Annotated in this window: 5 protein-coding genes; all 5 read right to left on the reverse strand. The window is 63.3% G+C overall.

Features of this window, described 5'->3' with window-relative positions:
- Position 1 precedes the first annotated feature (1 nt).
- Positions 2-1,099, reverse strand: coding sequence for a type IV pilus twitching motility protein PilT (locus IPI56_07735; GenBank protein MBK7545614.1), 1,098 nt, complete (start codon positions 1,097-1,099; stop codon positions 2-4).
- Positions 1,086-2,354 carry an LCP family protein gene (locus tag IPI56_07740; protein ID MBK7545615.1) on the reverse strand — a complete coding sequence of 423 codons (1,269 nt, stop codon included), beginning with the start codon at positions 2,352-2,354 and terminating at the stop codon, positions 1,086-1,088. The genes IPI56_07735 and IPI56_07740 overlap by 14 nt, the downstream gene beginning before the upstream one ends.
- The gene (gene nadD, locus IPI56_07745; GenBank protein MBK7545616.1) at positions 2,351-3,508 is read right to left on the reverse strand and encodes a nicotinate (nicotinamide) nucleotide adenylyltransferase; all 1,158 of its coding nucleotides are present in this window, start codon (positions 3,506-3,508) and stop codon (positions 2,351-2,353) included. Before nadD ends, IPI56_07740 begins: the two co-directional genes overlap by 4 nt.
- Positions 3,508-4,827 (reverse strand): glutamate-5-semialdehyde dehydrogenase, encoded by a 1,320-nt coding sequence (locus tag IPI56_07750; GenBank protein ID MBK7545617.1) that lies wholly within the window; start codon positions 4,825-4,827, stop codon positions 3,508-3,510. Before IPI56_07750 ends, nadD begins: the two co-directional genes overlap by 1 nt.
- 72 nt (positions 4,828-4,899) lie before the next feature.
- On the reverse strand, positions 4,900-14,496 hold the full coding sequence (locus IPI56_07755) for a hypothetical protein (GenBank protein ID MBK7545618.1): 9,597 nt from the start codon (positions 14,494-14,496) through the stop codon (positions 4,900-4,902).
- Between the last annotated feature and the right edge of the window lie 121 nt (positions 14,497-14,617).

Consider the following 14,617-nt stretch of genomic DNA (forward strand, 5'->3'; position numbering starts at 1 on the left):
TTTAATACACCGCCGATCGGGAGGACCGCGAACCGCCGGAGGAGCGGCCCGTCATTTCCCGCAGTTTATCCGGGTCGGACGATTTGGCGACGGCGTCATCGAACGAGACGGTGCCGTCGTTGACATAATCGGCCAGGGCCCGGTCCAACGGAATCATGCCGAACTTGGAACCCGTTTCAATGGCCTGATAGATCATGTGGGTCTTGTTTTCCCGGATCAAATTCGCGATGGCCGGGGTGACGACCATAATTTCCCGCGCCGCCACGCGGCCGGTGCCGTCGCTGGTGGGCAGCAGGGTTTGGCACACGACCCCCTTTAACACCGTCGACAACTGCACGCGGACTTGTTGCTGCTGGTGGGGCGGAAACACATCGATGATGCGGTCGACGGTCTGGGCCGCGTCGGTGGTGTGAAGGGTGGCGAAGCAAAGATGGCCGGTTTCCGCGGCCGTCAGCGCCAGAGAAATCGTTTCCAAATCGCGCATTTCCCCGATCAGGATCACGTCGGGATCTTGACGAAGCGCGTGCTTGAGGGCCTGACCGAACCCCCGGGTCGAGGCCCCGACTTCCCGCTGGCGCAGGATGCAGCGCTTGGATTCGTAGACAAATTCAATCGGATCCTCCACCGTCAGGATGTGCTGACGGCGGGCATCGTTGATCAGCTCGATAAGGCACGCCAGGGTCGTGGATTTTCCAGCGCCGGTGGCCCCCGTCACCAGGACAAGGCCACGGGGCAAATTGGCGAATTCCACGACCGTCGGCGGAAGTTTAATCTCGTCGGCCGTGGGGATTTTGGAGGACACGACGCGGATGACGCATTCGATGCCGTTCATTTGGAGGAGCACGTTCACCCGGAATCGGGCCAACCCGGGGATGGCGACAGAACAGTCCAACTCCAGATCCTGTTCGAAGCGTTGTTTTTGTTCGTCGTACAATAGGGAGTACACCAACCGCTTGGATTCCTCGGCGGTGACGGCCGCGAACCCGTTCAATTCCATCACCTCGCCGTTCCTTCGAACGAACGGGGGCCGCCCGATCAATAGGTGGACGTCGGACGCCCCCTGTTTCACCGCCGCGCGCAAAATGTCAATCATGTCCATGCGAGGTCTCCTGTGCCGCTTCCCAGCGAGCCGCGGCGTCTTCTCCCAAAACCACTTCCACGTCGGTTCTTAAGGCGGGGTCGGTGTCCGAATACAAAGAGCCCACCCCCAGGGCCTCCGCCACGCCGCGCGCGCCGTCAAAGCGACCGGACCGATCGATCACGCGGCTTTTGGCTTGGCGCCCATTATAGTTGCCCCACTCCACGACGTCAAACCCGGCATCCCGAAGGCGCCGCGCGACCCGCAGGGCCAGCCCCCCCCGGGAGGTGGCGTTCCACACTTTGACGGTGACGCGAAGCCCCGACACCGGTTCGGTTCCGGGAGGGATCCCGGCGTCCTCCACACCCCCTTCGGCCGGGGCGAGGGGTCCGCCGCCGTTCGCCAACTGGGACAACACGTACAAGGCGCGTTCCCGGTCCATCTCCCAATAGGCGCCTTTGGGTTTGCCCGGCAATATCCACGGGTGAACGGCGCGGGGCGACCAGCGACGGGCTTCAAAAATCAAAAAGGCCATGTCCAACAAAGACATATTGGTCGTCACGGCACCGATGGTGTCCACCAGAACCAGCGGCCCCCGCCAAACGATATTCGGAGAGGCCGTCCGACGCACCAAGGCCCGGACAAATTCCATTTGCCGCAACACCCGGCCCCGGTCGCCGCTCCGCCCGCGAAACCGGACAAACCCCAAGGCATCGTCCCCGTTCAATAAACGCGGCCCCGTGGAAAAATGCACGTGAAAATCACCGGCGTGGTCGTCGTAATCCATCGGTTCGTCGATGGAAACGGTCACGCCCCCCAACCGATCGATGAGCCGCCGAAACCCATCGTAGTCGATTTGCACGACGTTGCGCAGGGGCAACGCCCCGCCCGCGTCCCGAAACAATTGCTCCACAGCGTTGCGCGTTTGCGCGGCCGCCCCCAGGGCGTCCTTTTGGGTGCGGTGATGGTACGCGTAGACCTCGTTGATCCGTCGGAATCGATAACCCGGGATGTCCACCCGGGTGTCCCGGGGAATGGACAAGACATCCACACGGCCCCACCGGGGTCGAACCACCCAAGCCAACAGGGTGTCCGAATGGGGCGCGTTCTCGGCCAGATCGGTGCCGAGGGCCACCCCCGTCACGGGTTCGCCCCGTCGCAGGGCGACCGCCACCGGCGAGATCGACGCCGCGAGCGCCAGGCCGACGACCGCCGCCAACCCGACACCGCCGAGCCAGCGGCCGGCTTCGGGGCTAGCCCAAACTCTTCCTTTCACCGGGACTCCGATAACAACTGATTCCAAAGACCTACGGAAGTGTGCATCACGATCCGGCCGCGTTCAAGGGTATGCAACAATTTGGCCCGCAGGGCCTCCCGAAGGGCCCGGTCCAAATCCTTCACCGCCCAACGCCGCACGCGGGCGGCCTCGGGATAGCGCCGATCGGGCGAGGAGAAATCCGCCACGTAAAGGATTTTATCAAGGCGGGACATCCGCCGCGCCCCAACGGTGTGCCGCGCGATGGCCGCGAGCGCGGCCGGGTCCGTTAAAAATCCCCGGTCACGGGCCCAGCGGGCCCCCACCGGCCCGTGGAGCAGAGGGTCCAACGCTTTCGCTCCTCCCCAGGGGATGGGAATTTTTTTTCGACGGGCGTAATCCCGCAGGCGGCCGGGGGACCAATTCTTGGCGACATCGTGCCACCACCCGGCGCGCTCCGCCCGCTCCGGGTCGACGCCGTGACGTTGGGCCAGGGCGCGCGCCCAGAGGGCCACCGCTTCGGAATGCCGCCACCGCTCCCCGGTCAACAAACGGCGCAGGGCGAAGGCCTGCGGGGGGGGAAGCGCCTCGGGCCCCCGGTAAAGCCTCCGTTTCTCGATGACCCGGGCCGCCCCTTCGGGAACCATCCCCCGCCAGGGGCCGTTTTGAGCGATGGCAGCGCGCGCCGCGGTGGAGGAGAGCGGGCCAAGGCGCGCTTTTAAAAAGTGGACTCCGGCAAGGGAAACGGGGCGCGAACCGGTCCGCGGCGCCACGACCAACGGGTGGCGCCGCGCGATTTCCCGCCACCGCCTCCAGTCGCGAAACCCCGACCAGGCGTCTTCCCCCAAAAGGACCTCCCAACGCCGCCCCGGGAAAGCCCGGCGCAGGCGGCGCAGCGTGGCGAAGGTGTAGGATGGGCCGGGGCGGTGAATTTCCCAATCCCCGATGCGCAAACCCGGAACCCCGCGAACCGCCCGCCGCAGCATCGCCAACCGGTCCACGGCCGAGGCGCGTGGGGGCCCGTCTTTGAAAGGCGAACGCGCCGCCGGGACGAGGTAAACGACCCTGAGACCCCGTTCCTTGAGGGCAGCGCGGGCCAAGGCGATGTGGGATTTGTGGACCGGGTCGAAACTGCCGCCAAGAAACCCGTAGACCGCGGGGCGTCGGGCGGGCACTATTCCCGGATTTGCCCGCTGCCGCGGACGACGTACTTGGTGGTGGTCAGCTCCGGCACGCCCATGGTGCCGCGGGCGTGGATTTTTTGGGTGGAAATCCCCATCTCCGATCCCAGGCCCAGGGCGCCGCCGTCGTGGAGGCGGGTGCTGGCGTTGTGGAGGACCGCGGCCGAGTCCACCCGCGCCAGAAACCGGCGGGCGGCGTCCTCGTCCCGCGTCACAATCGCGTCGGAATGATGGCTGCCGTGGGTGTTGATGTGGTCGATGGCCGCGTCGAGGGAATCGACGACCTTCATCGCGACGTGCAAATCCAGGTACTCGGTGTTGAAATCGTCGGGGGTGGCCGGCACGACGGCCGCGCCGCCCCGTTTCTGGACCCCGGCGTCGCCGTGAACGGTCACGTTGTTCTCCGCGAAGCGCCGCACCATGGCGGGCACAAAACGATCCGCGACGGCCCCGTGAACCAGCAGGGTTTCCATCGCGTTGCACACGCCCGGTCGCTGGATCTTGGCGTTCAGAGCGATTTTCTCGGCCATGGCCAAATCGGCCTCTTGGTCGACATAGACCGCGCACAGCCCCTTGCCGTGGGACAACACGGGCACGGTGGCCATTTCCCGGATCGCGTTGACCATCTCCTCCCCGCCGCGCGGGATCACCAGATCGACGAATCGGTCCATGCGCACCAAATCGCGAATCACCGACCGGTCCGAAGTTTCTACGAACTGCACGCAATCCGCGGGCAAGCCCGTCGGAACCAACGCTTCCTTCAAAACACGCACGAGGGCGGTGTTGGACTCCAACGCCTCTTTCCCCCCGCGAAGCACCACCGCGTTCCCCGACTTCAGGCAAAGGCCCGTCGCGTCCACGGTGACGTTTGGCCGGGCTTCGTAAATCATGGCCACCACCCCGAGCGGCACGCGGACTTTCTGCACTTTGAGGCCGTTGGGGCGTTCCCACTCGCCCGCGACCGAGCCGAGGGGGTCCGGAAGGGCCGCGATGTCGCGCAACCCGGCGGCCATGTCGGCCACCCGGCGGGGCGTCAAGGCCAGCCGGTCCAAGAGCGACGCCGAAAGCCCGGCGCGGCGGCCCGCCTCCAGGTCGATTTCGTTTTTGAAAAGGATGTCGTCCTGATTTTTCTCCAGGGCCTCGGCCAGGGTCCGCAGAGCGCGGTCACGCGCTTCGGGGGGGCTCACGGCCAGCGCCCGGCTGGCCTCCTTGGCCCCGGCGCAGAGGGCGACCAACCGGGCCGTGTAGGCGGGGGGCGCCTCCATTTGGACGCGGCGCTGGTTTTTCGTTGTTTTCTTCGCTTTGCTTTTCATGGGTTCTATTATAGAAAACGGCCTTTCCCGATGCGCGGGGAAAGGCCGTTTTTTTTGAATCGATCGGAGCCGTTACGCGCTCTTCAGCGTCGCCACCAGGGCTTGAATGCCGGCTTCGACGCCGGAGGTCACTTCCACCGCGACGCCGCCCAGGATCCAGCGCAGCACGCGCACGATGTCCTCGTAGCCCGATTTTTCCACCAAGGTCGATGTCGCCGGCGGAAGAATGACGTCGATGGAGAGCGGTTGAACGCCCAGCAGTTGGATCGCGGCGCCCACCCGCAACACGCGCTCGCCATTTTCGTTGCGGCCGAGGACGTCGTTGCCGTCGCCCACCTGGACCTTGACCCGGGGATGCCGAGCGCCCAAGGCTTCCATGTCCCGCACCAGATCGGCGTTCTCGCCGTCCCGCAATTCGCTTTCCAGCACCACCAGGAGGCCCGTGCCGGCGCGCCCCAGGGCCACGCTGTTCTCGCCGGCCAAATGGCGCTTCAGGGTGTTCAGGGCGTCCTGCAGGGCCGCCCGCGAGGAGGTTCCATCCAGGTACCGCGTCACCGCGCGTCCGGCCTCGACGCCGCCGATCGCCACGGGTTGCGCTTTCGCGTCCGACTTCACGCTGTCGACGATTTGACGATAGCCCGTTTGCGCTCGGGCGGCCATTTCGGCGCCGAACAGCGCCGTCGCAAAGGACCCCGCGACCTCCCCAACCGTATCGGCCAAACGTTGGTGCCGGAGATTCGCGCGCAGAGCCAGTTGCGAAGCCATCAAACCGCTGACCACGCCATCGGCGTACCGATCGGCCGTCGTGGCGCTCATTGGGGTTTCCCCCAGCACGTCCAGAGTGTCACGGGCGCCGGAAGCCAGGGCTCCGTCGGCCACAACCATCGCGTCGGCCACGTCGCCAAAGAACCGACCCACGGTGCGGCGCCCCGCCACGTCCAAATCGGCGTCCACGACCACCAGAACCGAAGGACGGCCCGCCTTCACCAACGCTTGGTGGGCCGCCACGGCGCCCTCCTGAAGGAGCGCGCTCCCCTTGCCGTAGAAGTCCCCCTTGTAGCGGGTCACGATGTGCACCGGGATCTGGTGCAGGGGCCCGCCGAACCAATTGACGAAAAGCCCGTGCAAAACGCCGGTGCCTTCCCCCCACTTGACGGCGGCGCCGGTGGCCGCTTGGGTGCGCGCGGCCAAATCATTGAAGAATTCCGCCGTCTGCGGATCCGCGTCTTCGTAATACGACAGCGTCAAATCCCGCAGGGAGGCGTTGAACCCGCGTGCATCGGCCAGAACCAACCCCAACGCGGCGGCCGGGGAGAGCTTTTGCTCAGCCAACAGGCGGCCCACCCGCTGCTTCTGCGCCTCCGACAGGAAGGGCAGGAGCCCGTCGAAAGACACCGTGACGCCTTCGGCCGACACCAGCGCGTCGACGGCGCGGGCTTTGTCCTCCGTGGCTTTCAAAGACAAATTGCCCGCCTCCATGATGGACTTATACGATTCCACCGCCGGCTGGTTGGAGAAGTTGATGTCGTTCAAAGCGCCCAAGAACGCCACCATTTTCATCCAACCGTAGGAAGCGGCCCCGGGAGCGGCTTCGCCGGCCGGAACGGGCACGGTCACCACTTCAAACCCCGCGTCGCGATAGGCCTGGGCGAGGGAAGTGGTTTCGTTTTCCCGCCCCTTGATTTGAAGTTCCACAAACACCCAGTCCCGGTTGGCGTTGCGGGCCAAAACATCCAACGGCGGCGCCTGGGTGTAAACCGTCAAACCGTTGCCGTCCTTGCCCAGGGATTCCTCGACGTTTTGTTGCTGCCAAACCCCCAATTGCGCGCGCAGGGATTCGGGCTCCAGGACGGCCATTTTGGTCACCCCCGTTTGCATGGCGGCCGAAAGCCGGTTCGCGGCCTGGACCCAGGGGTCCGCCGCGGTCGGCGTCTGGGCGTGGTTTTCCACAATGGCGTTCACCTGGGCTTTGGCGGCGCCGGGCCGCAGGAAAGACAGGGCCAGCAAGGTCGGGAAATTGACCAGGGTGTTGCGACCGCCGGTGTTCGTCCGTTCCATATACTCCCGCGACTTGACCGGAATGCCGTCTTTCGCGCCCCGCCGGGCCAGGCCCGTGCCGGGGTCGGTCACGAAGACGATATGGCTCTTCGGGTCGAAGCCGTGCGAACGGAGAAGACCGCTGATGAGGTCCAAATTCGCGAGGGTTTCCGTCGTGCCCCCCGATTTGCTGATGACGTAAAAGACCGTGCGATTCAGTTCCGCGGGAGTCAACGAGTAGGCGGCGCGTTGGAGTTTCTCGGGGGAGGTGTTCGCCACCACCGTCATGGTTTTTCCGTCGGCCGTCTGATCCGGCCCCACGATGGAACTTTCACCGCCCAGGCCGACCACCACCAATCGATCAAACTTTTCACGAAGCCCCGCCGCCTCGGTCTCAACGGATTCCAAGGTGGCCGGGTCGTCGTTCAATTCCCAGGGTCGGTTCACCCAACCGCCGCGGTCGGCGTTGTTCGCCTCCGGATCGCGGAAGAGCGGCTCAAAATCGCCGCGGCTGCCCGCCGGCGCGGCAAAGGATTTCCCGAGAGCGTCCAGACGGTCGGTGTTCGCCACGCGGCCCGCCAATTCCTGGCCCGTGGCCCGCAGGGAGGCCAAGGGGTCGACCACCGGGGGCACCATCGCGTCCCAATTGGGTTTGGAACCCACCGTTTCATACACCGTCGGCCCGGCGCGGCGGCCCAGAGTGAGGGCGCCGAGGACCCCCAGGGACGCCAAAGCGGCGTCGACGGTTTTTGAACCCAGGTAAAACACCGTCGCGATAATCAACATTTTCACCCACACCGGCGCGTTGTCAAAGGCCCGGAACAGCGTGTCGGCCGCGCGCCGGCCCCGCGCCGTGAAGGCGAAGAGCCCCAACGAGACCGCGCCCGCCGCGATCCATATCCAAGGGCTCAAATCCGCCAACGCGGTAAAAAAGGAAAAAGGGGTGTCGCCGCCCGAGACCAAGGGAGCGGCGAGCGCCGCCGGAGAGAAGAACAACGCCGCCGCCGACACCGCCACCAGAAGGAAAGGGATTCCCACGCCCAATAAAAAACCTTTCTCCTTTTTCCCCCCGGCCGGGACTCCCGATCCTGTCGACCCAAGGGGCCGACGCGGCACAAGGGAACGGACGGCGGCGCCCACTTTCCTTGTGAAACCGCCCCTCTTCGACGCCGAGGCCAGGAGCAAACCGACGTCCTCGAGAATCGAATAAAACCCGGTGGCGGATTTGACTTCGGCGAAAGTCGGGAGGGGGCCCCGATAACGGCTCAGGTCTCGCCCGGAGAGAATGCGTGTCTCTTCAATGCTGATGTCGACATAAGCCAGCGTCAACCGATGATTGACCGTCCCCCCTTCCTCCTTCCGACGGTCCCGAACGGCATCGGCGAGAGCTCCGTGCCAAGCCCCCCCCACCTGTTCCCATTGAACGAAATAAAAGTCGCTTGACGCCTCTCGGACGAATTCGGACTTTTCAACGTATTCCGACGGCAACAAACTGATGAAGCGCTCCGTCATCTCCGTCAATTGAGTGGCCGTCAAAAGGGATATCCGGCGCGCGAAGTCGCGCGTGGCGTCCGAGTCCAAGGCCGAGACGGCCGTCATCTGATCCCATGTCAGCAGATCCTGCCCCTCGACTTTAACGCCCCCGCTCACCGCATAGATGGCGGCCGCGTAGTTGAGCACATTCTGAAACGTCGAGAACATGGTGATATCGCGGTCGGCGACGAAACCCTTGGCGTTGGGCTCGGTGGGTATTAAATAATCAAGGACGTCGGGCCTTTCATTCACAGCGACGAATCCCCCCCCCTTCTGACCGGGGGAACGGCTGTTCCCGATCGAAACGTGGACCAGGGGCCGCCCTTGCTCGGCCGCCCAGACGACACGATCACGAATTTCTTGGAGTTGAGGGGAATTAATCTGGGACAAGGGGCCGTCGCCGGCTCTCAAAAAACCATAGGGGGTTCCGGCGCGCAGGGCATCCAGCATGGCGAGAGGAAGCCCCCGCACATTGCCGTGACCGAGGACTTTATTCTCCATGGGCCGAATTTCACCTTCGTCATCGAAGGCGAACGGTCCCCCTTTACGGGTCAGCATCATTCCATCGCCGGGGTTTTGGGGAACGGCCAGGACCCGCACTCTTTTCCCCTGCTCGCCGGCCAGGGAACGGGATCTCCAAACTTCGGCCATGATTTCGCGCCACGTGAAGGGGCTGACGATGTGTTGTTGTCGCCCCCCGCCATCGACCGCCATGGAGTCAACGCCCAAACGGATGCCGTTGTACCCCGGAATCCACTCGGCCGCAACTTGGCGGCTCGCCCCACGCGTTTCGGATTCTTTCAAAATGCCCGTGTCATAAAGCGCTTTCAACGAAGCGGCCCAACGGGAAGCCATGCCCCCGGACATAGGCACCAATTCCAAGGCCCTTTTTAAACGGGCTTTCGGCGCGGCCGGGACGAACGTTGGTCTGTTATTGCCGCCCTCCGCCGCCTCCAACACAATCGAGAGGGGCAGATTCAAAGCCACCAAACGCATCGCCAAAACGTCATCCGGAAGACCGACGGCCTCCACCCCGGGTTCCACCAACAAGCGTTTAACAGCCCTTAAAACCCGCGCGAAACTCTCCTGGGTCACCACGGCGCGTTTGGCGGCCCACAATTCCTTAATTTTTAAAAACCAAATCACATGACTCAGTTGCTCGGCGAGAGCTTTGAAATCACGCGCCGATTTGATTTCAACCCCCACCGCGTTCGCGATGGCGATGGCGGCTTTGGGGTCCCCGACCACGCCCTTTTCGGCTTTCACAAACTCTTCCAGGCGTTTGTTGGGGTCGCTCGCCTTCCCGAAATTTTTGTCGACATGGGAAAGGATCGCCGCGTTCACGCTGGCCGGCGGAACGACTTGTCCATTCGCATCCAAGGCCAACCCGAGACTGAGGACCAAGTCGCGAAGGAGATCGGCGGACAGATAGGGGGACCACACCTCCCCGTGATCCTCATAGGCCGACCAAACCGAGGGCCTCCAATGTTCCAGGTCGGCCCGCCCGTTCCGATGGACGAAGTGGGCGGCCTCCATGGCTTTTGCCACCCCGTCTTTGTTGGCCGAAGCCATGAACGCCGGATGCGATTCCATATATTCCTTGATTTCGCCAACGCGGGCGTTTTCCAAGGACCGTCCGACATCCAACCATAAATCCTCCAGGGCGGTGGGCAGGTCGACGCCGTATTCCGGAGGCAACGCGTAAGTCATTTGGGGCAGCGCGATGGCGGTCCGAATCCCCCTCAAAATCTCCATCGATTCGAACCGACGCTGGAGCCGATCGGGGGGCAGGTTCTTAATTCTTCCCCAGGTCGCCTTGGCGTCGCTGATGAAATCACGAACGTGTTGCAAAACTTCCACCGCGTCATCTTGCCAATCATTTCGGGTGTTCCTCTGATAGGCCCTTTCAATGTCCTTTTCCAAGGTGTCGATGGCCGAACCGAGCAAGGTCTTTCCTTCCAGGAAAGTGAACACCCACCGGGTCGCCTCCACCACGGCATTCGCCGCTTCCGCGCTGTTTTGTTCGGTGTACACCCGGAATATGGGTTGATCGCCCACCCGGCGCACCATCACCCATCCCCCGCCGGCGAATTCGATCATGAGTCCGAGGGGGTCTCTGCGGTCGATCCGGACGTGGCGGAGGGCAATGCCTCGATCCGCCAATATTTGTGTCAAGGTCCGCGCAAAAAAGAGCGCGGCCGCTGGGGTTCCCCGAACCAAATCGATGGTATCCGCCTGGTTGCCGGAGCCATGAAATGTCTTCCGCACGTAAACGAAATCGTTCTCCGCCAAGGCCCCCGCCAGTTCCGTCGCGTTGGGTCGGCGGCCATGCGCCTCGACATACACCGGCTGCAGGGTTGCTTTTTTCGCGGTTTCAAGGAAAGAGGAGAGCCTCCCTTTCTCCTTGATAATTTCGACCAACAGCCGCGCGTTCGCCTCCGCCGAATTGGCAAACACCGTGTTCCCCCAACTGTAGCGGACATGGCCGCTCGCGTCGGCGGCGAGGAGCAGATCTCCATCGGCGGACATGGCGAATTCTTCGGAACCGGTCGGCACGATCTCAAGGGACGCCATCTCGTCATTGGCCGGGTGTTTCAGACGCGCCAACCGATCGAGCCAACGGGTGCGCGGCATGGTCGTCACGATCTTCCCCGGTTGCCCTTTTTCCCAACCGAGAAAGTAGGCCATCATGAAAGCGATTTCACTGGGCGTGTAGTAGTGAACCATGCCGTCGGGACGTTTCTCCACGACGGACATCCGCTCCCCGCTTTCGTTGAAGAAAAACGCGTATTCCCCGGGTTTCAACAACCCCACGGTCGGGCCCAACATCCTCGGGTCAAAGGGATCCGGTGCCCAAGCCACCGCCGACCCCTCCTCATCGAAAACCTCCTGGGCTCCCCACTTCGCCAAAGGGGCTTGATTCACCGCGGCGCGAACCGCCGAGACCTTTTGCAATCCCTCCGCGAAAGGCGCCACCGTCCCGTTCATCGAATCGACGAGCAGGGACTCCCGGATTTCCCGCGGCCAGTCTTGAGGGGATCCGAAAGCCTCGTTGTGGACATTCGACAAGCGGTCCGCCGCTTTGGCCTCCCGCACCTTTCGCCGTGTGTATCTATAAGAAGAACCGGACTCGGCATCGTTGGCTTTTTGCTCGATCGCCTGGCTGAGGGCGTCGCTCCCCGCGAAGCCGTCTTTAAAAATCTTAATTCCGTTAACGGCAACGCGATTTTTCAAATCGGAAAGCTTGGGATGACTCCCCGCCGTCACCCAAAAGGCGTACCGGGACCTCCCGGCGTTCGGTTGTGTTTCAAAACTTCCCGCCGTGGCCGGCGTGGGGCGGTCGGTCATCTCCACATCCAGCCCGTTCGCCTGCAGCACCCGAGCCAAATGCAGGGCGTACTCTTTTGCGCCGCGGCGGGTCCCAAACCCCACCAGAACCTTGACCCGTTCATTCCCGACCTTTCCCAAATTAATAACGTCGGCCGCCGCCTGGGCGAAACGGCCCACATTGCCGGCGCTGAACTCCCCCTTTTTGACCGGCGCGATCCACGTGGAATTTGCGATCGTTATTTTTTTTATCAACTCCGTCCCGGACAACGCAATGCTCCGTGTCCGGTTCGGCAAGAGCGCCCCCTGGACCCAACCGAACCCGGTCAACAGAAGATCCCAAGCCACTCCCAAACCGAGGTAAACACCGCCCCGCTCGCCTTTGCGGCGCCGCGCGAGAAGCACCCAGGACATCATCCCCGCCGCGACCAGAAAGAAGAGAAACCCCGAGACAGCGACGAGCGATTCCGCGGAAGCGAACAACGCCCCCGCTTCGGCGGAGGACGACGCGGCGAATAACAAAATTCCGGCCGTTATCGCCCCGACTTTGGATTGGCCCTGGACCAGGGCCGTCTTCATGGAGCGACCGACTCCGACAACGCGGTCGCCTGCGTAAGTCCAAACCCGAGGAACGGAAAAGAAAAGGAAATTCGCCAAAACGGGGACGATCCCGGACCGTTCTTGGGCGATGTTTTCCGCCGTGTAGAGGAGGCCGACCCGGGATTCTTGGGTGTCCCCTTCGGAGGCGAATTCAACGCCTTTGGGGGATCCGTCGTAGGGCAACGCGCCGATCCGGCCGTAAACCGTGGGACCGTTTTCGGCGTGGACCCGGGGCAACCCGCTCACGGGGTTCACATCCACGGTGACGTCAATATCCTGGAAATGTTTTTCCCGGTACTCCTGGGCGGCGGGAACCCCCGCCAACATGACCGTCAAGGCCAGCATCGCGGCGGCCATGCCGCGGCGAACCGCGCCGGGGGTCTTGGGGTTGTCCTTGAGACCCGGCATCGGCACCGTGGTGGTGGCGTGGGGCGGAGACAGGTAGAGGGCGTCGCCGGCCAGGTATTTTTCGATCGGGACGTTCTTGACCATGAAGATGTCCAAATACTTGGTCCCCGAAGGGACTTCCCCGATCTGGGGCGTGACGGTCACGACGGAAAAACCGTCCTTGGCCAACCGCTGCTCCAGCTCGCTGGTGTGGAACCCGCCCGCGACCATGGTCAAAATTTTCGCGTTCATGCGCGCGGCGCGGGCCTTGAGGTTCGCGGTCAGTGAATCGTTGCGCCGCTCCGCGGCGGTGTAAAAGCGTTCAAACCGGGCCATCTCGGCTGAGGACGGGGCCGCGGGGGCGCCCGCACCAAGGACGGTTTTCACGCGGTCGTTGAGCGCCGGGGCCGTCTTGCGGTGTTCAACGTAAAGGCGCCATTCGGCGGGGCCGAATTCCTGCCGGATCAACCGATGGGCCAGCCGGACGTCCTCGGCCAAATCCATCATCGCCTTCTCGGTCGGCGTATTGACCGCGGCGGCGACGGCGTCTTTTTTTAACGTGTCGATTTCGTCAAAAAGGCGGAATTTGTCGATGTCCTCGGCCACCAGGACGTATTGCACATACCGCTCAAAAGATGGGTAATGGGCCCAGGAGATTCCGTGGCTTTTGACCAAGTTTTGGAGTTCCCGGTTGTAGGCGCCGAACCCGATCCGACCGGCCCGGTAACTGAGCGAAGCGGCGATGAGACGCTCCACGGCGGACGGATCCAGCTTGCGGACCAGGACCTCAATCAGGCCCGCGCGTTCTTTTTCCACCCGCTGAAAATCGATTTTCGATTCGAGGGCGAGGGCCTGGTTCAATTTTCGGACTTCGGCCAACCGCGCGGCCGCGGGGGAGTCCGTCAGGCTGTCCATCAATTGAATCAAGGACGCTTTCCCATCGGCGTACCCCGTGAGCGTCTCGTTCAGGGCCCGCAACCGGGGCGAAAGGACCTCGGCCGCTTTTCGGTTCCAGGCGGATTCGACGGCGTCCAACGACCCGGCGGCGGCGACCTGCGCCGGCCGGGCGGACCTGTAGGCCTCCACGTTTTCCACATAGTCCGCGGGGGTTTCCACGCCCCACAGGGCGGGTTCTTCGGTCGCCGTGAAAGCCAGATACTCGGGTCCGGCGATTAAATTGGTCCTTAACAACAGCTGAGCCGCCAGGTCATACCCCGGCAGGCCGATCTGGTCGCGGTATTCCTTGACGTTGAAAGGACCGTGCGCGCCTTCAACGCCGACGAGCACCGGTCCGGCTTTGGCGCGGGCGGCCGAATCCTGAATGTGCGCGAGGACACGGGCGATGTTGGTCTGGGCCGAATAAACGTCGTGAACGTCCTGGACCAGGACCGCCACGGGCGCGGTGTCGGGGTTTTTGGCCAACGACACGCGGCGGATTTCTCCGGCGGAGTTGGGCAATCCGCGCAACCAGGCGGGCAGTTGGGCGGCCCGTCGGTCGGCCGGCGTCTCAACGCCGTTCAATTCGGCCGGCGGAGCCGCTCGCAAAGCGTTGCCCAGGGCGCCATTGACCGCGGGGAGGACGCGGTCAATGTCACCCAGGGACGCGGGAAGGCCGGCGTAGAGCGTTCCGGCGCTCGACGCCTTGCCGTTCGCGCGCCGGGAAGCGTCCCGGCGCTGTTCCCAAAAATTGGCTTCCGCCACGGGAGCCGCGACGGTGGTAAAAAGGAATGTGAAGCCGACGGCGAGCGCCGACCAAAGGGGTTTGCGTTTTAAACGGTGTTGCATGGGACCCTCCCGGGCAATGTTTAACACGTTCAGATTATGGACAAAGCCCGCGTAAGATCGCCTTAAGTCCATGTAAACTTTTTGTAACAAATTAATATGGTCGGTGATTTTTATAGAATGC

Source organism: Elusimicrobiota bacterium (assembly GCA_016706425.1).
GTDB lineage: Bacteria > Elusimicrobiota > Elusimicrobia > FEN-1173 > FEN-1173 > JADJJR01.

What these genes read in the sequence shown, in the direction of transcription:
- IPI56_07735 (MBK7545614.1), bottom strand. Translation starts at nt 1,099, where the DNA reads ATGGACATGATTGACATTTTGCGCGCGGCGGTGAAACAGGGGGCGTCC.
- IPI56_07750 (MBK7545617.1), bottom strand. Translation starts at nt 4,827, where the DNA reads ATGAAAAGCAAAGCGAAGAAAACAACGAAAAACCAGCGCCGCGTCCAA.
- IPI56_07755 (MBK7545618.1), bottom strand. Translation starts at nt 14,496, where the DNA reads ATGCAACACCGTTTAAAACGCAAACCCCTTTGGTCGGCGCTCGCCGTC.